This is a genomic window from Pedobacter sp. KACC 23697 (assembly GCF_045348445.1).
Lineage (GTDB): Bacteria > Bacteroidota > Bacteroidia > Sphingobacteriales > Sphingobacteriaceae > Pedobacter.
In genome coordinates, this window is the sequence record NZ_CP157485.1 from 4,148,572 (window position 1) to 4,170,204 (window position 21,633).

The 21,633-nt window shown below is 41.8% G+C and carries 11 protein-coding genes, 2 tRNA genes and 3 rRNA genes; 4 read left to right on the forward strand and 12 right to left on the reverse strand.

Annotation, left to right across the window (positions count from 1 at the left end):
- Positions 1-57: 57 nt before the first annotated feature.
- A complete protein-coding gene (gene rlmN / locus ABEG20_RS16690; RefSeq protein ID WP_406824395.1) occupies positions 58-1,113 on the forward strand; it encodes a 23S rRNA (adenine(2503)-C(2))-methyltransferase RlmN in 1,056 nt (351 codons plus the stop codon).
- On the opposite strand, the gene ABEG20_RS16695 is transcribed toward rlmN, so the two are convergent.
- The 6 genes from ABEG20_RS16695 to ABEG20_RS16720 form a co-directional block, all read right to left on the reverse strand.
- Positions 1,091-1,738: a hypothetical protein gene (locus ABEG20_RS16695; protein ID WP_406824396.1), complete on the reverse strand. Its 648-nt coding sequence runs from the start codon at positions 1,736-1,738 to the stop codon at positions 1,091-1,093. The genes rlmN and ABEG20_RS16695 overlap by 23 nt on opposite strands.
- 228 nt (positions 1,739-1,966) lie before the next feature.
- Positions 1,967-2,078 (reverse strand): 5S ribosomal RNA (gene rrf, locus ABEG20_RS16700).
- A gap of 127 nt (positions 2,079-2,205) precedes the next feature.
- Positions 2,206-5,080 (reverse strand): 23S ribosomal RNA (locus ABEG20_RS16705).
- A gap of 429 nt (positions 5,081-5,509) precedes the next feature.
- Positions 5,510-5,586 (reverse strand) — tRNA-Ala (locus ABEG20_RS16710).
- Between the two features lie 81 nt (positions 5,587-5,667).
- Positions 5,668-5,745: transfer RNA gene (locus ABEG20_RS16715), tRNA-Ile, on the reverse strand.
- A 264-nt stretch (positions 5,746-6,009) separates the two neighbouring features.
- Positions 6,010-7,531: ribosomal RNA gene (locus ABEG20_RS16720) — 16S ribosomal RNA — on the reverse strand.
- Together the 16S, 23S and 5S rRNA genes with 2 tRNA genes alongside form the textbook arrangement of a ribosomal RNA operon.
- A gap of 1,132 nt (positions 7,532-8,663) precedes the next feature.
- Between ABEG20_RS16720 and ABEG20_RS16725 the strand changes: the two genes are divergently transcribed.
- Together ABEG20_RS16725 and ABEG20_RS16730 are read left to right on the forward strand one after the other, a co-directional pair.
- Positions 8,664-9,362, forward strand: a complete 699-nt coding sequence (locus ABEG20_RS16725) for a ComF family protein (protein WP_406824397.1) — start codon at positions 8,664-8,666, stop codon at positions 9,360-9,362.
- A 58-nt stretch (positions 9,363-9,420) separates the two neighbouring features.
- A complete protein-coding gene (locus ABEG20_RS16730) occupies positions 9,421-10,794 on the forward strand; it encodes a hypothetical protein (RefSeq protein WP_406824398.1) in 1,374 nt (457 codons plus the stop codon).
- 377 nt (positions 10,795-11,171) lie between these two features.
- On the opposite strand, the gene glmS is transcribed toward ABEG20_RS16730, so the two are convergent.
- The 3 genes from glmS to ABEG20_RS16745 all read right to left on the reverse strand — a co-directional run bounded on the left by glmS (position 11,172) and on the right by ABEG20_RS16745 (position 15,238).
- Complete coding sequence (gene glmS / locus ABEG20_RS16735; protein WP_406824399.1) at positions 11,172-13,010, reverse strand: glutamine--fructose-6-phosphate transaminase (isomerizing); 1,839 nt, start codon at positions 13,008-13,010, stop codon at positions 11,172-11,174.
- 150 nt (positions 13,011-13,160) lie between these two features.
- The gene (gene glyA, locus ABEG20_RS16740; RefSeq protein WP_406824400.1) at positions 13,161-14,432 is read right to left on the reverse strand and encodes a serine hydroxymethyltransferase; all 1,272 of its coding nucleotides are present in this window, start codon (positions 14,430-14,432) and stop codon (positions 13,161-13,163) included.
- A 62-nt stretch (positions 14,433-14,494) separates the two neighbouring features.
- Positions 14,495-15,238, reverse strand: coding sequence for a segregation and condensation protein A (locus ABEG20_RS16745; protein ID WP_406824401.1), 744 nt, complete (start codon positions 15,236-15,238; stop codon positions 14,495-14,497).
- Between the two features lie 189 nt (positions 15,239-15,427).
- On the opposite strand from ABEG20_RS16745, the gene dxs reads away from it, so the two are divergent.
- Positions 15,428-17,356, forward strand: coding sequence for a 1-deoxy-D-xylulose-5-phosphate synthase (dxs, locus tag ABEG20_RS16750; RefSeq protein ID WP_406824402.1), 1,929 nt, complete (start codon positions 15,428-15,430; stop codon positions 17,354-17,356).
- 134 nt (positions 17,357-17,490) lie between these two features.
- Here dxs and ABEG20_RS16755 read toward each other — a convergent pair whose 3' ends face one another.
- The 3 genes from ABEG20_RS16755 to ABEG20_RS16765 all read right to left on the reverse strand — a co-directional run bounded on the left by ABEG20_RS16755 (position 17,491) and on the right by ABEG20_RS16765 (position 21,522).
- A complete protein-coding gene (locus ABEG20_RS16755; RefSeq protein ID WP_406824403.1) occupies positions 17,491-19,086 on the reverse strand; it encodes a gliding motility protein RemB in 1,596 nt (531 codons plus the stop codon).
- Positions 19,087-19,200: 114 nt separating this feature from the next.
- On the reverse strand, positions 19,201-20,118 hold the full coding sequence (locus ABEG20_RS16760; RefSeq protein ID WP_406824404.1) for an NDP-sugar synthase: 918 nt from the start codon (positions 20,116-20,118) through the stop codon (positions 19,201-19,203).
- Positions 20,119-20,130: 12 nt separating this feature from the next.
- On the reverse strand, positions 20,131-21,522 hold the full coding sequence (locus ABEG20_RS16765) for an undecaprenyl-phosphate glucose phosphotransferase (protein WP_406824405.1): 1,392 nt from the start codon (positions 21,520-21,522) through the stop codon (positions 20,131-20,133).
- Between the last annotated feature and the right edge of the window lie 111 nt (positions 21,523-21,633).

The following is a 21,633-nucleotide window of genomic DNA, read 5'->3' on the forward strand; positions in this document are numbered from 1 at the left end:
CGACCTTTTACCGTTCGCCTTTTTACCTTCTATCTTTTTTAAGTACCTTTGCAACAAATGGTAACAGCAAAAAAAACCGATATTCGTGCATTAGATCTACCTCAATTACAACAACATCTTGTAGCCATGCAACAGCCTGCTTTTAGGGCCAAGCAAATTTATCAGTGGCTTTGGGAGAAATCGGCAACGAGTTTTGAGGAGATGAGCAATCTTTCTAAAGATCTCCGTAAGGTATTGAACGAAACCTTTGCCATTAACGCCGTTCAGGTCAACAACTCTCAGTTCAGTAACGACCATACCATAAAAAATACTTTCAGATTAGCTGATGGCAATATTGTAGAGGGCGTTTTAATTCCTCTGGAAGATCGCATGACGGCTTGTGTGAGCTCTCAGGTAGGCTGCAGTTTAACCTGTAAGTTTTGTGCAACCGGTTATATGGACCGTAAGCGTAATTTAAACGCTGACGAGATCTATGATCAGGTAGTATTAATTGATAAACAGGCAAAACAGAATTATAACAATCCCCTCACCAATATTGTGTATATGGGTATGGGCGAACCGCTTCTAAATTATGCCAATGTATTAAAGTCTATCGAACGTATTACTGCGCCCGATGGCTTAAACATGAGCTACAAACGCATCACTGTTTCTACTGCCGGTATTGCCAAAATGATCAAAAAATTGGGAGATGATGGGGCTAAATTTAATCTGGCACTATCATTACACGCCGCTGATGATAAAAAGCGTAATGAGATCATGCCTATAAACGAAGCCAATTCTTTAAAAGCACTCGCAGAAGCCTTAAAATACTATTTTGCCAAAACCAAAAATCCAGTCACCTACGAGTACATCGTTTTTAACCATTTTAACGATGAAATTTCTGATGCGATGGATTTGGCTAAATTTTGTAAACATATACCCTGTAAAGTAAATCTGATAGAATATAATCCTATTTCTTTTGCCGATTTCACCAATGCAGAAGGAGATAAAATTGATGCCTTTTCTAATTATTTAAAAAGCCAGGGGATTAATACCAACATCCGCCGTAGCCGTGGTAAAGATATTGACGCCGCTTGTGGGCAATTGGCAGTTAAGGAAGAAGCCAACGCTTAAGCCGTATAACAACAGCATTGTTAATTACAATCTCTTTCATTTTTTGAAGCGCAGTTTCCTGTGCATTTAGGTGGGGTCCGGTCCTGCTGTCGGTTTTACTCCCATCAGGGCTATTTAACCCGGCACCGAAGAAGAATAACAACGTAAGATGAATAAACGATGATGGAATGTGCTGTGCGGAGATCAGCGTAATGGGATAATCCCTTAACTTTTCTGTACTCCCCGATAGTGTAAAAACATTCTGGTTTTGAAGCGCAGTTTCCTGTGTGTATGGGCTGGGGCCTGTCCTGCTGTACGCTTTATCCTTTTGGGAAACCTGATCTGTTAGGCACAGATTAACCCGCCCAAAAGGGATGCCGCTCCCATCAGGGCTATTTAACCCGGGACCGAAGAAGAATAACAACGTAAGATGGATAAACGATGATGGAATGTGCTGTGCGGAGATCAGCGTAATGGAATAATCCCTTAACTTTTCTGCACTCCACGATAGTGTAAAAACATTCTGGTTTTGAAGCGCAGTTTCCTGTGTGTATGGGCTGGGTCCTGTCCTGCTGTACGCTTTATCCTTTTGGGAAACCTGATCTGTTAGGCAAATTAACCCGCCCAAAAGGGATGCCGCTCCCATCAGGGCTATTTAACCTGGGACCGAAGAAGAATAGCAACTTAAGATGGATAAACGATGATGGACTGGTCTCTGTGGATATCCGTGTGTTCGGCGGATACAGCTAACTTGACTTTCCTTAACCCCTCAATGGTGTGAAACCGCCCTATGCCCCATGCGCTTCGCCCGCTGCCCAAACCCCTGTAAACGAAGAAAACCCTTCAACATTTCTGCTGAAGGGTTTCTTTTAAGATCTGGCACCGACCTACTCTCCCACGTGTTACCGCAGTACCATCGGCTCTGGTGGGCTTAACTTCTCTGTTCGGAATGGGAAGAGGTGGACACCACCGATATAGGCACCTGAATATTTTTAATGTTGAGCGGTTGGCGTTTCGCGTCAGGCGTTTACCGCTGTACGCTCAGCGCTATACGCTAAACAGTGACATATTATTGAAAGAAGTTAGTTTGAAGAACAAACAACAGTCTGTTTGCTTTGAAAGCTTCGGATGATTAGTACTACTCGACTGTGCTGTCACCAGCTTTACATCTGTAGCCTATCAACGTAGTAGTCTGCTACGGTCCTATATGGAATTCTCATCTCGTGGCTAGTTTCGCACTTAGATGCTTTCAGCGCTTATCTATTCCCAGCGTAGCTACTCTGCAATGCCCCTGGCGGAACAACAGATTCACTAGAGGCTGGTCCAACCCGGTCCTCTCGTACTAAGGTCAGCCCCACTCAAAATTCCTACGCCCACAACAGATAGGGACCGAACTGTCTCGCGACGTTCTGAACCCAGCTCGCGTGCCACTTTAATCGGCGAACAGCCGAACCCTTGGGACCTTCTCCAGCCCCAGGATGTGACGAGCCGACATCGAGGTGCCAAACCTCCCCGTCGATATGAGCTCTTGGGGGAGATCAGCCTGTTATCCCCAGCGTACCTTTTATCCTTTGAGCGATGGCCCTTCCATGCAGAACCACCGGATCACTATATCCGTCTTTCGACCCTGATCGACCTGTATGTCTCACAGTCAAGCAAGCTTATGCTATTGCACTCCGCGTACGGTTACCAAGCGTACTGAGCTTACCTTTGAAAGCCTCCGTTACCTTTTTGGAGGCGACCACCCCAGTCAAACTACCCATCAAACAATGTCTCCCTCTTTGAAGGATTAGACACCGAATACAGAAAGGGTGGTATTTCAACGTTGGCTCCACGACGCCTAGCGACGCCGCTTCAAAGCCTCCCACCTATCCTACACATCCTGTATCCAATGTCAATGTTAAATTGTAGTGAAGGTGCATGGGGTCTTTCCGTCCCGTTGCGGGTACCCGGCGTCTTCACCGGGACCACAATTTCACCGAGCTCATGGCTGAGACAGCGCCCAGATCGTTACACCATTCGTGCAGGTCGGAACTTACCCGACAAGGAATTTCGCTACCTTAGGACCGTTATAGTTACGGCCGCCGTTTACTGGGGCTTCGATTCAATGCTTCTCTTACGATGACATCCCCTCTTAACCTTCCAGCACCGGGCAGGTGTCAGGCCTTATACCTCATCTTTCGATTTTGCAAAGCCATGTGTTTTTGTTAAACAGTCGCCTGGGCCTTTTCACTGCGGCTGACATTACTGCCAGCGCCCCTTCTCCCGAAGTTACAGGGCCATTTTGCCGAGTTCCTTAGCCATGATTCACTCGAGCACCTTAGAATCCTCTTCCCGGATACCTGTGTCGGTTTGCGGTACGGGTTTTTATAACCTGAAGCTTAGCGGTTTTTCTTGGAAGTCTGATTACCTGCTCTATCCACGCACCCGAAGGCTTGCGGTACTATCAGCGCTCAGCTAGATCGGCGGATTTGCCTACCGTTCTAATACCTACAGCCTTTAACGATCTATTCCGTCAGATCGCGGCAGTGTCACTACTCCGTCCCCACATCGCAGTTATAAAAAGTACGGGAATATTAACCCGTTGTCCATCGAATTTCCCCTTCGGGTTCTCCTTAGGTCCCGACTAACCCTGATCCGATTAGCGTTGATCAGGAAACCTTATCCTTTCGGTGGGCGGGTTTCTCGCCCGCCTTATCGTTACTTATGCCTACATTTGCTTTTCTATAAGCTCCAGCACCCATTACCAGGTACCTTCACTGCCGATAGAATGCTCCCCTACCGATATATTTCAATCCCATAGCTTCGGTGTACAGTTTAATGCCCGTTTATTATCCATGCCCGATCGCTCGACTAGTGAGCTGTTACGCACTCTTTAAATGAATGGCTGCTTCCAAGCCAACATCCTAGCTGTCTGTGCAATCGGACCTCGTTAGTTCAACTTAACTGTAACTTGGGGACCTTAGCTGATGGTCTGGGTTCTTTCCCTCTCGGCGCGTGACCTTAGCACCCCGCGCCTCACTGCCGGTTATATTATATAGCATTCGGAGTTTGTCTGGATTTGGTAGGATTTGACTCCCCCGCACCCAATCAGTAGCTCTACCTCTATATAACTCTACACCGACGCTGTTCCTAAAAACATTTCGGGGAGTACGAGCTATTTCCCAGTTTGATTAGCCTTTCACCCCTACCCACAGATCATCCGGAAACTTTTCAACGTTTATCGGTTCGGTCCTCCAGTACGTGTTACCGCACCTTCAACCTGTCCATGGGTAGATCACAAGGTTTCGCGTCTACCTCCTCTGACTATACGCCCTATTCAGACTCGCTTTCGCTTCGGATCCGTGCCTGAAGCACTTAACCTTGCCAGAGAAGAGTAACTCGTAGGCTCATTATGCAAAAGGCACGCCGTCACTGGACCTGCCAGCTCCGACCGCTTGTAAGTACACGGTTTCAGGTTCTATTTCACTCCCCTGTTCGGGGTTCTTTTCACCTTTCCCTCACGGTACTGGTTCACTATCGGTCTCTCAGGAGTATTTAGCCTTACCGGATGGTGCCGGCTGATTCCCACAAGGCGTCTCCGACCTCGCGGTACTCAGGATACTGCTAGGCTAGCATTCTATACGTGTACCGGGCTATCACCGTGTATCGCTGGGCTTCCCATCCCATTCCACTTCTGGTTGCTAATGCCATGTTGCAGTCCTACAACCCCCACTTTGCCGTAACAAGGTAGGTTTGGGCTCTTTCCCTTTCGCTCGCCACTACTCAGGAAATCATTGTTATTTTCTCTTCCTCTGCTTACTTAGATGTTTCAGTTCGGCAGGTTTGCTCATTATATGTGACATGTCTTCAACATGCCGGGTTGCCCCATTCGGAAATCTTCGGATCAATTCCTATTTGCAAATACCCGAAGCTTATCGCAGCTTATCACGTCCTTCATCGCCTCTGAGAGCCAAGGCATCCCCCGTGTACTCTTTATTACTTTCTTCTACTCATATGCCTTTTGCGCCATATGGTATGCTTTTTTGCTCTTGTTATGATGTCTCATTCCCAACTTTACGTCGGGAGAGCACAAACACAACAGTCGCCTATTGTTGTTTGCTCTTCTTTTTTAACTTCTTCCAATATGTCAAAGAACTTTATTAAGGTTGAAGGGGGAGGGTGTAAAGGTGGAGGGTTTCATTGTCCTGCGCCTAAGCCTCTGCTTAACCTTATTAGTAAAAAACTGCGGTCTCGAACCGTTTCATATTTCGATATCATTATATCTGTATATGTGCCCCATGGCGTTTTCTTCTTTTATTTTTTCTTTATGTCAATGTATATTACCGATCCCGATAATAAGGTGTTTATGCTGTTGTGGTTTGTTTCAGCTATAGGTTTTACCCTACACCTTCTACCTTTTAACCCTCAACCTTAATGGTGGAGAATAACGGAGTCGAACCGTTGACCTCCTGCGTGCAAGGCAGGCGCTCTAGCCAGCTGAGCTAATCCCCCAGAGTATCAGTTTCCATTGTTCAGTTATCAGTTTCCAGTTATGATAACTGTTAACTGCAAACCGCCAATTGTAAACTTCAATGGTAGTCCCGTCCAGATTTGAACTGGAGACCCCTACATTATCAGTGTAGTGCTCTAACCAGGCTGAGCTACGGGACTTCTTGTTTTAAGGTAAAGCATCTGTTCGCAGTATATAGTATCTTACCGCTACTGCTTCCTTTGGCTTCCCCTTCTTGTCTCCGTTAAGCTTACCTTGATAGCAGCCCACCGTTTTCTTCTGGGTGTTTCTTTTTTTCTCTTGTGTTTTTAAAGTAGTCAGTATCAAGTATCAACAACCGCCTTTCAGCTTTAGTCTTTATGCTTTAACATTCTACCTTAATTCGAAATATCATGTTGCGTGGCGAGTAGGCGGTGCTACTCCAGAAAGGAGGTATTCCAGCCGCACCTTCCGGTACGGCTACCTTGTTACGACTTAGCCCCAGTTATCGGTTTTACCCTAGGACGCTCCTTGCGGTTACATACTTTAGGTACCCCCAACTTCCATGGCTTGACGGGCGGTGTGTACAAGGCCCGGGAACGTATTCACCGCGTCATTGCTGATACGCGATTACTAGCGAATCCAACTTCATGGGGTCGAGTTGCAGACCCCAATCCGAACTGTGAACGGCTTTGTGAGATTCGCATCATATTGCTATGTAGCTGCCCTCTGTACCGTCCATTGTAGCACGTGTGTAGCCCCGGACGTAAGGGCCATGATGACTTGACGTCGTCCCCTCCTTCCTCTCTGTTTGCACAGGCAGTCTGTTTAGAGTCCCCACCTTTACATGCTGGCAACTAAACATAGGGGTTGCGCTCGTTGCGGGACTTAACCCAACACCTCACGGCACGAGCTGACGACAGCCATGCAGCACCTAGTTTCGTGTGATTGCTCACTGATCTATCTCTAGATCATTCACTAACTTTCAAGCCCGGGTAAGGTTCCTCGCGTATCATCGAATTAAACCACATGCTCCTCCGCTTGTGCGGGCCCCCGTCAATTCCTTTGAGTTTCACCCTTGCGGGCGTACTCCCCAGGTGGAACACTTAACGCTTTCGCTTAGCCGCTGACTGTGTATCGCCAACAGCGAGTGTTCATCGTTTAGGGCGTGGACTACCAGGGTATCTAATCCTGTTTGATCCCCACGCTTTCGTGCCTCAGCGTCAATAAGACCATAGTAAGCTGCCTTCGCAATCGGTGTTCTGAGACATATCTATGCATTTCACCGCTACTTGTCTCATTCCGCCTACCTCTAGTCCATTCAAGCCCATCAGTATCAAGGGCACTGCGATAGTTGAGCTACCGTCTTTCACCCCTGACTTAACAGGCCGCCTACGCACCCTTTAAACCCAATAAATCCGGATAACGCTTGGATCCTCCGTATTACCGCGGCTGCTGGCACGGAGTTAGCCGATCCTTATTCTTCCGGTACATTCAGCTCTGCTCACGAGCAGAGGTTTATTCCCGGATAAAAGCAGTTTACAACCCATAGGGCAGTCTTCCTGCACGCGGCATGGCTGGTTCAGAGTTGCCTCCATTGACCAATATTCCTTACTGCTGCCTCCCGTAGGAGTCTGGTCCGTGTCTCAGTACCAGTGTGGGGGGTCATCCTCTCAGATCCCCTAGTCATCGTCGCCTTGGTGGGCCGTTACCCCGCCAACTAGCTAATGACACGCATGCCCATCTTTATCCCATAAATGTTTGATCATTAAATAATGCTATTCTGTGATTTTATGCGGTATTAATCCGGATTTCTCCGGGCTATCCCCCTGATAAAGGTAGGTTGCATACGCGTTACGCACCCGTGCGCCACTTTCTCTTCCAGCAAGCTGGAAAATATCGTTCGACTTGCATGTATTAGGCCTGCCGCTAGCGTTCATCCTGAGCCAGGATCAAACTCTCCATTGTAAAATGTGTTGTAAGATGCTGACCAGTTTTAACTATTGTTAAAAATAGTCTTCTTTTTTTTTATGTTGTCTGTTAGACACCACCTTTAAAATAAAGCTACGTAATCATGTACTTTGATCGGTACTCCATTACCTCGCTACGCTACATTGACATCTCTTTTAAGAACTTATTGACTGTTGTTGCCTCACGGCCCGTCTTTATATATCTTCAAACTTCTGTTCGTTCAAGTCTTATTCGTCTTCAACGTGTTTCCGTTTGTTTCAATCTTTTTTGTTGTTTGTGCAACATCCGCTGCTCCAACTTTTTTGCCCTTCGTTTCAGTTGGGAGTGCAAAGGTAAGGAACTTTTCCGAACTTCCAAATAAAATAAATTTTATTTTTTAAGCCTTCTTTTTTTTCCTTGTTTGCTTTTCAATATGCCAGGTTTAACTGGCTTTCCGTTCTTCCGAACCGGGCTGCAAAGGTAGCAATCTTTTACGCTTCCGCAATATTTATTTTAAAATAAATCTCGCTCCCTGTATCTCTATGCCTGCCTTTCAAACTAAAACCCTTCCTCCGAAGCGGGATGCAAAAGTAGGAAAAATATCACAGCATCCAAACGTTTTCTCCGGGAGAATACTGCCTTTTATGTAAGTTCATGATTTTCAGTAAGAAAAAGTTTTGATGCGCTTAAAACTTTTTAAGGAATTGAGTGTTTGCACCTGCCGATAAACGCCGCAGGTTTTGAAAGCCCGTGAGGGTTGATCTAAAAAACTTCCGAAACTTCCCCCTGCACCCAGCCCCTTAAAACTTCCGGATCACCTGCCCACCTAAACCCGATAGCAGCGGAAAACACGAAGGTGAGGAACGAACCGAGGCTTTGAAGCGAATAGCGGGAACATCCTTATATAGTAGCACGAAACCTGCTTTGCTGAAAAAACGAGTAAAGTTTAGTATTTACCGGAACTCAATTATATAATAACCTACCTTAGAATCTACTACGAATTCACCGAGAACACAGATAGTAATGACCGGCCCGCATACTTTGGAAACACACCGCAGAAACAGCACTAATATTGGTTACCTATTTAACTATATATTACCGCAGTCTTAAAACCATAGTATTTCCTCATATATTTTTTATAAATTAGTTTATGCTACAGGTTAAACAATGGTGCAATGATTTAATTGGTTTGCTATTTCCAAACCTCTGCAATGCCTGTGGTGTAGCGTTATACCATAGCGAGCATTTAATTTGTACAAAATGCCTGTACGACCTCCCTTTTACCGATTATCATCAATATGCGGAAAACAGGGTTGCCAAACAATTGTGGGGCCGCTTACCAATTCATGCCGCAATGGCCATGTTATACTTTAGAAAAGGTGCAAAGGTTCAAAACTTAATCCACAACTTAAAATATAATGGTAGAACGGATCTTGGCGTACTATTGGGCAATATGCTGGGAGAAAGGCTGAAAACCGCAACTCTTTACCAAGATATTGACCTGGTTATTCCGGTCCCTTTACACCGTAAGAAATACAAAATCAGGGGATATAACCAAAGTACGTTTATTGCAGAAGGCATTGCTGCGAAGATGGAAACCGGTATTAGTGAGGATTTCCTGATCCGAAATACTTCTACCGAGAGCCAGACCAAAAAAAGCAGGTATAACCGTTATGAAAATATGAAAGATGTGTTTCAGGTGAATTCTCCGGAAGATATAATTGGCAAACATATTTTACTGGTTGATGATGTAATTACTACTGGCGCGACACTTGAAGGCTGTGCCAATGCCATCCTGACCGTTGGAGCAGCAAAAGTGAGCATAGCAGCACTCGCTTTCGCAGAATAATTATTACAATACACTGCAAGTACTATGGTATCAGCCAAACATTTTTTAAGTTTGATTTATGCGTTTAAATATTGGTTCAGTGCTATTCATCTTGTTCATCGCTTCGGCTTGCCGCAAGGGCGAAAACATTACCATTGATCAAAATGCCAGACTAAGCATTTCCAGTAAAGAGATACTATTTGATACTATTTTTACTTCGATAGGCTCAACAACCAGAAGAATAAAGATCGTTAACAAAAATAATGATGCAGTTAAAGTATCCGAAATCAGATTATCAGGCGGAAGCACTTCAGCCTTTAGTATCAATATTAACGGAGAACAAACGCTGCACAAAAATGATCTTATTATAAATGGTCAGGATTCAATAAATATTTTTGTCAAGGTTTCGATCAATCCGAATGCAAACAACCTACCCTTCCTGGTGCAAGATTCAATCATCTTAAATACAAACGGGAATAAACAAGTGATTCGGCTTTTGGCTTACGGGCAAAACGCTGTATTTGTTAATGAATCTTCAATTCATACAAATACCATCTGGACAAAAACTTTGCCCTATGTTATTAATGGATCATTAACCGTAAAAAGTAGCGCTGCATTAACCATCCAACCTGGAACTAAAATCTATTTCCATAAGGATGCCAGTTTAAACATTGAAGGAAACCTGATCGTTACTGGCAGCCTTACCGAGCCGGTACTATTTTGTAGCGATAGGCTTGAAACGATATATAGTGATGAGCCCGGGCAATGGAAAGGAATCTTCTTAAAACAAACCGGATACGGACGGATTAAAAATGCGATCATAAAAAATGCATCTGTTGGCATTACCTCCGATTCATTATCTGTTAACAGCAGTGCCAAATTAATTTTAAGCAATAGCATTCTCAAAAATATGCAGGTGGCTGCCTATATTGGTTATCACTCGGAGCTTTTGGCCTTTAATAATTTAATGTATAACTGTGGCAATTATTTAATATATGCAGTTGGGGGAGGAAATTATAACCTGAAACAGAACACCTTTGCAGGCTACAACTCAAACTTTCCGCGTAAAACTGCCTCATTAAGCTTTTCAGATTATTCATCCGTAAATGCTTACAATAAACTTGAGATCGATTTAACAAATAATATTATTTGGGGGAGCTTAACTAATGAATTGGATATCCAAAAGAAAACTTCTGCAACAGTACAACTCAATTTATGGCATAATTTAATCCGGTCTACCAACAATGCTTATCATGGTAATGGCAATATTTTGAACACTGACCCATCCTTTACCAATAAGGAAATGGAAAATTTTGAGCTCCAGGCGAATAGTTCAGCCAGAAAAAAAGGTGCCGATTTAAGTGCCGATCCTTATTTCACCGGTTATCTTGATCAGGACATAAAGGGTAACAAAAGAATTTCTCCCTCAACCTTAGGTAGTTACGAGAAATAGTTTGTTTTTTTATACTTTCTCAAAACCAAACCGTATAAAGTTGCGTTTATATATTCGAGAGCGTTAATTTAGATGGTAAGGGTCGATATTTCTTCTAAAGAATATCGGCCCTTTACTTTTTAGCTCTTTTTACCATTTAATTATACTTTTTATTTTTTTTTGCAAGTGATCATCGTACAAGTGGCGGCCATCTGCCCTGCTTTTTTTCCTGCCATCTTAATTTGTCGATATGAGAAACCTTTGGTTAAAAACGGCATCCGTGCATCCGATAGTTATAGGATCGGGCTTATTTAACAAATTCAGTATTTAAATACCCTCGTAACCAAAAAAGCAGCTACAAATTAATGCAGCTGCTTGATCTATTGTTGTACCATAAATTATTCTACCGTTACCGATTTGGCCAGATTTCTTGGCTGATCTACATTACAGCCACGCATTACCGCAATATGATAAGATAATAACTGAAGTGGTATGGTTGCTAAAAGCGGTAAGAAAGCCTCATTCGCATCTGGAATTTCGATGCAGTAATCGGCCATTTTTTTCACCTCGGTATCCCCCTCGGTTACAATGGCAATTACTTTTCCTTTTCTGGCTTTTACCTCCTGAATGTTACTGATTACTTTTTCGTAAGATGAGTTTTGTGTGGCAATAAAAACCACCGGCATCTCTTCGTCAATTAAGGCAATAGGCCCGTGTTTCATCTCTGCAGCCGGGTAGCCTTCTGCATGGATGTAGGAGATTTCTTTCAGTTTTAAAGCACCCTCTAACGCTACAGGGAAACCACTTCCTCTTCCTAGAAATAAACAATTGGTCGAATCTTTGATTTTTTCTGCTACTTCTTTAATCAGGTCGTTAGATTCTAGCGCCACCTGAATCTTTTCAGGAATATGATCAAGCTCCGTTAATAATTCGATCAGCTTAGAAGTAGTAATGGTTCCTTTTTGCTGCGCCATGTAAAAGGCCATCAGCGTTAAAACAGTTACCTGTGCGGTGAATGCTTTTGTAGAAGCCACACCGATCTCTGGTCCGGCGTGGGTATAAACACCCGCATGTGTTAAACGTGGAATGGATGCACCCGCAACGTTACAAATACCAAAGATAGTTGCGCCACGTTCTTTAGCCATTTCAATGGCCGCCATGGTATCAGCCGTTTCTCCCGATTGCGAAATGGCAATCACCACATCTTTTTCGGTAATAATTGGATTTCTATACCTGAATTCTGAGGCGTATTCAACTTCAACAGGAATGCGCGCATATTCTTCAATCAGATATTCGCCAACCAAACCCGCATGCCACGATGTTCCGCAGGCCACAATGATGATACGATCTATATTTTTTAATTTCTCTGCAAATTCCTTAATCCCACCAAGCTGTACCTTACCCTCTTCCGGATAGATGCGACCACGCATACAATCTTTAATCGAACGCGGTTGCTCATAAATTTCTTTCAGCATAAAGTGATCGAAACCACCTTTCTCCAGCATTTCTAACTTTAATTGCAGCTCCTGGATTAAGGGCGTTTGCACTACATTATCCAGTCTTTTAACCAAAAGATCATCTTTGGTAATTAATGCAATTTCATTATCATTGAGATAGATTACATTTTTAGTGTATTCAATGATCGGCGTGGCATCAGAAGCAACAAAGTACTCTCCCTGACCCACACCAATTACCATCGGACTACCCTTTCTGGCCGCAATCAACCGATCAGGATGATCCTGATCCATGATCACGATGGCATAGGCACCAATCACTTCCTTCAAAGCCAGACGAACGGCCTCTAAAAGATCTATATTTTCAATTTTCTGGATTTCTTCAACCAGATGAATTAATACCTCTGTATCGGTATCGCTTTTAAATTCGTGACCACGGTTAATCAACTCTTCTTTTAAAGTAGCATAGTTTTCTATAATGCCATTATGTATAATAGATAATTTACCATTGTTTGAGGTATGCGGATGGGAGTTGCGATCGGAAGGAACACCATGGGTTGCCCAACGGGTATGTCCCATAGCAATCGTACCAGACTTATCCTGATCTTGAGCAAACTCCTCTAAAACGGCTACTTTACCCGCCTTTTTATAAATATGCTCCCCGCTTTCATTCATTACTGCGATACCAGCACTATCATAACCACGGTATTCTAATCTTTTAAGTCCTTTAAGTACAATTGGCCAGGCTTCTCTATAGCCAATATAGCCCACTATTCCACACATAATTTATATTTATTAATTTGGGTTAAATATATAAAACAAACGTTTGTTTTGCTGTATTAAGGAATGAAGAACTTTGTTAAATGAAAAAGCAGTTACAAATTCATGTAACTGCTTTTACTATATTGATTACTAAATCGAATTAGCAAAATGCTATTTATAAAGCGGGAATGCACTTACCAGTTTAATCACTTCAGCTTTAACCGTATTCAGGTTAGTTTCATCTTCAGGGTTGGTTAAAACCCTATCAATTAATTCAACAATCTGTTCCATTTCGGCTTCTTTTAAACCGCGGGTAGTAACCGCAGCTGTACCCACACGGATACCCGAGGTTACAAATGGTGATTTATCATCAAAAGGAACCATGTTTTTGTTTACCGTGATTTCTGCTTTTTCCAACGCATTTTCTGCTACTTTACCGGTGATGTTTTTATTGCGCAGATCGATCAACATCAAGTGGTTATCCGTACCGCCAGAAATAATACCATATCCTTTTGCTACAAATGCTTTAGCCATGGCCTGTGCGTTAGCAGCTACCTGTTTAATGTATGCTCCGTACTCCTCGCTTAACGCTTCGCCAAAAGCAATTGCTTTAGCCGCAATAATATGCTCTAACGGACCGCCCTGCGTACCTGGAAAAACTGCCATATCAAGCAAGTTGCTCATTAAACGGGTTTCGCCCTTTGGTGTTTTCAATCCCCACGGATTTTCGAAATCCTGGCCCATCATAATCATGCCGCCACGTGGTCCACGTAAAGTTTTGTGGGTTGTAGTGGTTACGATATGGCAATGTGGAAGTGGGTTGGCCAACAATCCTTTTGCAATTAAACCTGCAGGGTGAGAAATATCAGCTAAAACCAAGGCACCAATTTTATCGGCTACTGAACGGATAAAAGCATAATCCCACTCACGTGAATAGGCAGATGCACCGCAGATAATCAATTTTGGTTTTTCTGCTAAAGCAACTTCTTCTAATTTTTTGTAATCAATTAGCCCGGTTTCTTTTTCTACACCATAAAATAACGGCTGATATAATTTACCCGAGAAGTTTACAGGCGAACCATGTGTTAAATGTCCACCGTGAGAAAGATCAAATCCCAATATTTTATCGCCAGGTTGCAAAACAGCGAGCATTACCGCTGCATTGGCCTGTGCGCCAGAATGTGGCTGAACATTTACCCAGGCCGCACCAAATAATTCTTTTGCCCTATCGATAGCAATCTGCTCTACCACATCAACCACCTGGCAACCGCCATAGTAACGTTTTCCCGGTAAACCTTCTGCATATTTGTTGGTCAATACCGATCCGGCAGCTTCCATCACTTGTTTGCTTACAAAGTTTTCTGATGCAATAAGCTCTAAACCATGCTCCTGGCGGTTTAATTCTTTATCGATAAGTTCAAAAATTTGGTTGTCGCGTGTCATTGTATATTTAGGTTTGTATTTTTTTGGCAAAAGTAAGGATTTCAAATTTAATTCACGCCAGTTTAAGACAATGCTTTCACATTAAAGTTGTTAAAGCCGCTTCCAATGGTTATCTCTACGATTTGTTGCTGCAACATTTCCAGAATAGCCAGGAAATTATAAACAAAATGTACTTTATTCTCCGAATTTTTAAGCACCAGGGCAAAATCAATCTGTTTATTAATATCCAGTAAGTTGGCAATAAAGTGTTTTTGCTGTTCGATGGTATAGGGATATTGGACAACAGTATGTTTAACCTCTTCACTGCGCAGTTCATACTTCTGCATCGTGCGATGATAAACGGTTAAAAGTTTATACAGATCCAGGGATAAAAGTTCATCCTGATGTGTTGAAGAGGCGGCAGCTAGTGTAAGATCGAATGCAATGTTACCCCTGTGATTTTGCTTTAACCGCTCCTCTTCATAAACCTTCATTTCTTCGGCTGCAGATTTAAACTGTTTATAGGCAATTAGCCTGGCAATAAGGTCCTGCTCAGCGTTGATTTCGTTACCGGTTTCATCTATCCCGATCCTTGGCAACAACATTTTAGATTTAATCCGCATCAGGGTGGCCGCAACCAGGATAAATTCACTTGCCACTTCTACATTTAAAGCCAGGAGCTGGTGGATATAGGCTAAAAAGTCGTTGGTAATTTTAGCAATCTCTACATCCTGGATATTCAGTTCATCACGCTCAATAAAGAACAGCAACAAATCGAAGGGACCTTCAAATACCGGAAGCTTTATTTCAAAATTCTCTGCCTGCATGTGTAGCAACAAACATAATGAAAATTTTCAGTCTACCATTAACCGCTCAACGCTAACGGCTAAACTTTAGCACCCATTATTACGCTAAACGCCAGCTACTTAGCTTGCTGTAATAAACCGTCATTTTTCTTTTCTATATTAAAACAAATTTCCCTTACTTTGTATCTTGTTTTTTACCACAAATTTCGAATGCAAGTAAAAGCTGGCCCCCTATTATCTAAAATCAACTATCCTGCTGATTTAAAGCAATATAGCGAATCCGACTTAGAACAAATAAGCCAGGAATTACGACAGTATATTATTGATGTAGTAAGTGTAAATGGCGGCCATTTTGGTGCCAGTTTAGGTGTTGTTGAATTAACAGTAGCCTTACACTATGCCTTAAATACGCCCTATGATAAATTGGTATGGGACGTAGGTCATCAGGCATACGGTCATAAAATATTAACCGGCCGCAGGGATTTATTCCACACCAACCGGGTATATGGTGGCATTAGCGGTTTCCCGAAGATTTCGGAAAGTGAATACGATACCTTCGGTGTAGGCCATTCCTCTACTTCCATTTCGGCCGCTTTGGGTATGGCAGTGGCTTCGCAGTTAAAAGGCGAAACCAACAGGCAGCATGTTGCCGTTATCGGCGATGGTGCCATGACAGCCGGTTTAGCTTTTGAAGGATTAAATCATGCCGGGATCGAAAACAGCAATGTATTGGTGATCCTGAATGATAACTGCATGTCTATTGATCCGAATGTAGGTGCACTGAAAGAATATCTAACCAGCATCACCATTTCAAAATCGTACAACCGTTTCCGAGATGATATCTCTCATGTACTTACCGGGCTATCTAAACTCGGCCCTAATGCACATAAATACGTAAAGAAAATTGAGAAAAGCATTAAAGGCACTTTACTGAAACAAAGTAATTTATTCGAAGCGCTAAACTTTAGATACTTCGGTCCGGTTGACGGTCACGATGTAAAACGTTTAGCGCAAACCATAAAAGATTTATCGGCTATTCCTGGTCCTAAGCTTTTACATTGCATTACCGTAAAAGGGAAAGGCTTTGCATTGGCAGAAAAAGATCAAACCAAATGGCATGCACCTGGTCTCTTTGATAAGATTACAGGCGAAATTAAAAAAAGCATTCCAGACAAGCCACAACCTCCGAAATACCAGGATGTTTTCGGTCATACCATGGTAGAACTGGCAGAGGCTAACGATAAAATTGTCGGTATTACACCAGCCATGCCATCGGGATCATCATTAAACATCATGATGAAAGCGATGCCAAAACGTGCATTTGATGTGGGCATTGCAGAACAACATGCGGTAACTTTCTCTGCTGGCCTGGCCACACAAGGATTGGTTCCTTTTTGTAATATCTATTCGAGCTTTATGCAAAGGGCTTACGATCAGGTGATCCACGATGTGGCTATTCAAAAACTCAATGTAGTATTTTGTTTGGATAGGGCAGGACTTGCAGGTGCTGATGGTGCGACACATCATGGGGCTTATGATATTGCCTACATGCGTTGTATACCCAATCTGGTAGTTTCTTCTCCGATGAATGAAGAAGAGCTTCGTAATCTGATGTTTACAGGTCAACAAGAAAACGCAGGGCCATTTGTAATCCGTTATCCGCGCGGTAATGGTGTAATGCCCGATTGGAAAAGACCTTTCAAAGCACTGGAAATTGGTAAAGGACGTAAAATTTGCGATGGGGAAGATGTAGCCTTATTAACCATTGGCCACGTAGGTAATTTTGCGGTTGAAGCGTGCATAGAATTAAATAGCGAAGGATTTTACCCGGCACATTACGATTTACGCTTTGTGAAACCATTAGATGAAGCTTTATTACATGAGGTATTTACCAAATACAAGCATATCATCACGGTTGAAGATGGTTCTTTACCAGGTGGAGTAGGATCAGCCGTGTTAGAATTTATGGCCGATCATGGGTATAATGCCAATGTGACACGTTTAGGCATACCAGATCAGTTTATAGAACATGGCGAACAGGCTGAGCTTTGGGCAGAATGTGGCTATGATAAAAATGCGATTATTGAAGCGGTAAGGAAGGTTGGCGTAAAAAGAACGACTGATAGTTTGGCGGGGTAAAAGTATTGTCATTCTGAGCGCAGCGAAGAATCTTATTAATGAAAAGCCCGTTCTGTTGCCGGGAAAGATAAATCAATTAAAAAAGCCTCAGTTAAATAAAAAAACTGAGGCTTTACAATTTAATAAGGTTTTCGTTAAAAATCTGTATACAAATTTCTAAACGAGCTACGTAAACCGAAAGTGATTAAACCCGTATTGTTTTTACCAAGACTATTGCTTTCACGTCTTAATATACCACCTAACTCCAAGCGTAAGTTATATTTCGGATTAATCACATAAGCAACCCTTCCTTCAGCATAAAAAAGATCTGTACGGATACCTTGAGTAGTATAATTTCCGGTTGGTTGTACGGCATCAGTATAAGGTTCGAAAATATTCTTGCCGTAATTTTGTCCGGCAATGTCCAATCCGTATTTAGCATACATCAATTCTCCGCTAAAATCGAAACGCTTGTAAGAATAGTTTAATAAACCTACAACTTCTCTAAAATTTGCACCCATGGGATGCGCTAATGGCTCGTTATAATTTGCGTAATTGCCAATACGTGTTCTTGATGAAAATGTGTAGGGCTTTGCTGTGTTGTATTCTAACAGGTAATTTAAACCTTCAACTTTAAAAACATCAGCTCCTCTTACACCTAACTGCCAGCCATATTTATTTCTGGAGCTACCAGAGCGGGAAAAGAAATTTTTAGCTTCGAATTCATCCAGCGAGAACTGCCCATAAGCAACCAGTTCTTTCGCAAATTTATACTTACTGGTAAAACCGATTAAAGCATTATCAGGAGAGCCACTTGATGCCTCAACTGGCCTTAAGAAAATAATTGGGTTAGCATAACCCCAGTCAAATCCCCGCCTGTTTCCAGCCTCATCGGTTTGTGCCCATATAATTGAATCAAAAAAGCCTATGGATAATCTGTTATTTACATTCCAATCTAAATAGTGAAAAACACCACCTTTTTTACGGTTACCGGCATCATACGACAATTTAGTTGCCCCCGGATCCTGCATGGACGTCCACATGGCCATATATTGCACGTTACCTAAATTTCCTGTAAGTTTTAAAAAGGGGGCTGGAGAAGAAAAATCAGATAATAATAATGACCGGTATCCATCACCGATAAAGGTTTTATCATAACCAGCGGTAATATTTAAATATTTTATAGGGGTATAAGATACCGTTGCTGTTACATAAGACCAATCTTTGGTAAGCTTACCAAAACTTCTGTCATAAGATTGACCGGGTACCACTTTATTCTGGTTTATATAATCATCATAATATTTAGCAAATCGACCTTGGTTTTCAAATCCACTCGTATAAAAAGAAAATTTCTTGCCTATAGTACCGCCAACCTGATAACCACGGGTATTTAGATAGGTAGTTTTTTTACCTGAAGCATCACGACCAATCTGGAAATCAGGTAAAAAATCGGCATATATTGTATAGTCTTCCTTTTGTATGTCCAATAAGTGCTCTTGAAACAATTTTCGGGACACCCACGATTTTCTAGTCGAATCTGCTCCCATACTTAAGAGTAAAGCACTTTTTTCACGCAGCAAGCTGTCGTCAATAAAAAAAGGTTTTAAAGAACTATGGATTCTGGTATTGGGGTTATAGACCTCACCACTTAATTTCTGATAGAATTGATAAGAGTAGGGTTGATACACAGCTTGAGCTTTAAGCTCATGAATAGATACGACTAAAAATAAAAGGAATAAGATTTTCTTCATCTGTTAAATTTTAATTCAAAGGGCAAAGAACGCAATTAATTATGAATTAAACGATCCCGTTATAAAAGCTAAAAAGAGCAAAGCCCTTTCGGGCTCCAAAATATTAGAATAACTTTAGTGAAGTTTAACATCCCAAAGATCTGCAGGGTAAGTTTGCTCGTTTGAAAGTTTTAAAAGTTCTTCCTTCACTAAAGCAGCATCTTCCTTAAAGGTGACTCCAAACCATTTGGCATCTGTAGCAATAACTTTTATCCTAGCTGCACCAGCATTAATTAACTGATCAGCAACTTCTGGTATTAAAAACTCTGCTTTAAGTTCATCCTTGTTTTCTGTTAAGAATTGATAATACTTATCTTCCATCCAGTCAATAAAGGCAGGTGTAAAACAGAAAAAGTTCATACTCACTTTTGTGTCAGGTGCCAAAATCTCCTGTTTGCCTTTTTCCAAACTGATAACTTCTCCTCCTTTTAAAATTATTTCTCTCCGCTCATTGATAGAGATAATTTCATCGGCTGCATTTGTTTTAATTTCCCCCCTTGTAACGGCGCCGAATTCACTTACTGTATTTTTCAATTCATACCCCAGGCAGGCAAATAAATCATCCTGAATCTCCTGTGTTAAAAATGTGCATGCTTTATTAAAAGCGTCAGAACCGTAAAAGTCATCGGCATTAATTACGGCAAAAGGCTCATTCACCTTACATTTACAACAAAGCAACGCATGTGCGGTACCAAAAGGTTTTGTTCTTTCTTTAGAAAATTGTATATCATTGCTAAAACTTTTCAGCGATTGATAAGCATAGTCAATTTTAATCTTATCACTTAATTTAGGTTCAATTTGTGCAGCAAAGGCTTCAGCAAACTCTTTACGGATAATAAAAATCACCTTACCAAAGCCCGCCTTGATGGCGTCATAAATGGAATATTCCATAATGGTTTCACCATTAGGGCCAAAAGATTCTGTCTGTTTGTTTCCGCCATACCGGCTGGCCATTCCGGCAGCCAAGATAATTAATGTTGGTTTTTTATTCATCAAATAATACGCTTAAAAAGCATTTTCCTCACCTTTAACCATATTAATCACAGTCATAAAAATAATCTTGACATCAAGCATAGCACTCCAGTTTTCCAGATACCAGATATCATGTTCTACCCGCTTTACCATTTTGTAATCTTCCTTGGTTTCCCCACGAAAGCCATTTACTTGTGCCCAACCCGTAATACCCGGCTTTAAAAAATGACGCACCATAAACTGATCAACAATCCCTTTATATTGCTCCGTATGGCTTAACATATGCGGACGAGGGCCCACTACGCTCATATGCCCCATAAATACATTAAAAAACTGCGGCAATTCGTCTAAACTCGATTTTCTCAAAAATTTACCAATGGGCGTAATACGGTCATCATTTTTACTCGCCTGGCGCTTATCACTATCCGCATTCATGCGCATGCTCCTGAATTTAAAACACCAGAAAGGTTCATCATCACGCCCGCTTCTCAATTGTTTGAATAATACCGGACCTTTGCTCTGGATTTTGATCAACAAGGCAATGATCGGATACAACCAACTCAACACAAACAAAATGACCAGGCCACTAAATACCACGTCAATTACACGTTTCTTGAATCTGTTATGAATTTTTTCCAAAGGTTCAGAGCGTAAAGAAATCACTGGAAATTCATTACCCAGGTAGCTTACTGTGTAAGGAGATAATAACGCACCGCTAATATCTGGTATAAATTTTAAGCGCACACATTGACGTTCTGCTTCCTCAGTTAATAAAGTCATATCCGCCATACGCTCTGGCGCAATGGTAACATAAATATCTTTAATTCCTTTATCAACAGCCATTTTGAATTGACGACCGACCATATCTGAAATCTGACCGTTCCGGTCCAGATAATCATCCGGCACGTCATTAATAAAGCCATGAAACTCAATATAACGTTGTTTTTCAAAATAACTGGCTAATTGTAAACCGGTTGCATTATTACCCATAATCGCAACTGATTTAACACCTCTTAAGTGGTTAAATAATAAAAACTGAAAAGAAGTACCGATGAAACGGTTCACCAGAAACAAAATAGCCAGCATGCCATAAAAAATCACCAGAAAAGATCTGGAGAAATCATTTTGTTTTGAGAAAAATAAGTATATCGAAAAAAGTACTGCATGTAAAACTACACTTTTCCAGGTACCACGATAAATCCGCTCTATCCGTCGTGATCCATACTCGCTGTACAGACCGAAGCTGGTCGTGCTCACAATCCAGATTAGGTTACACACTACAATATAATGCCATTGCAATTCAGAACTTACCGCCTTGCCCATATAAGCTGTAAACTGGTAGGCAAAAAAGTACACAATATTGACCATAATCAGGTCAGTTATTGGCAAAATATATTTAAGGATGAATAAGTAACGTGTTTGCATAGGCTTAAAGGGAAAACGTAAACATTTATTTATTGTTTTTGTTTTAAATGAATCATAATGAACAAAATTAATGCCTAAATTCAGATTCAAAGTTAAAAAATCGTTATCAAT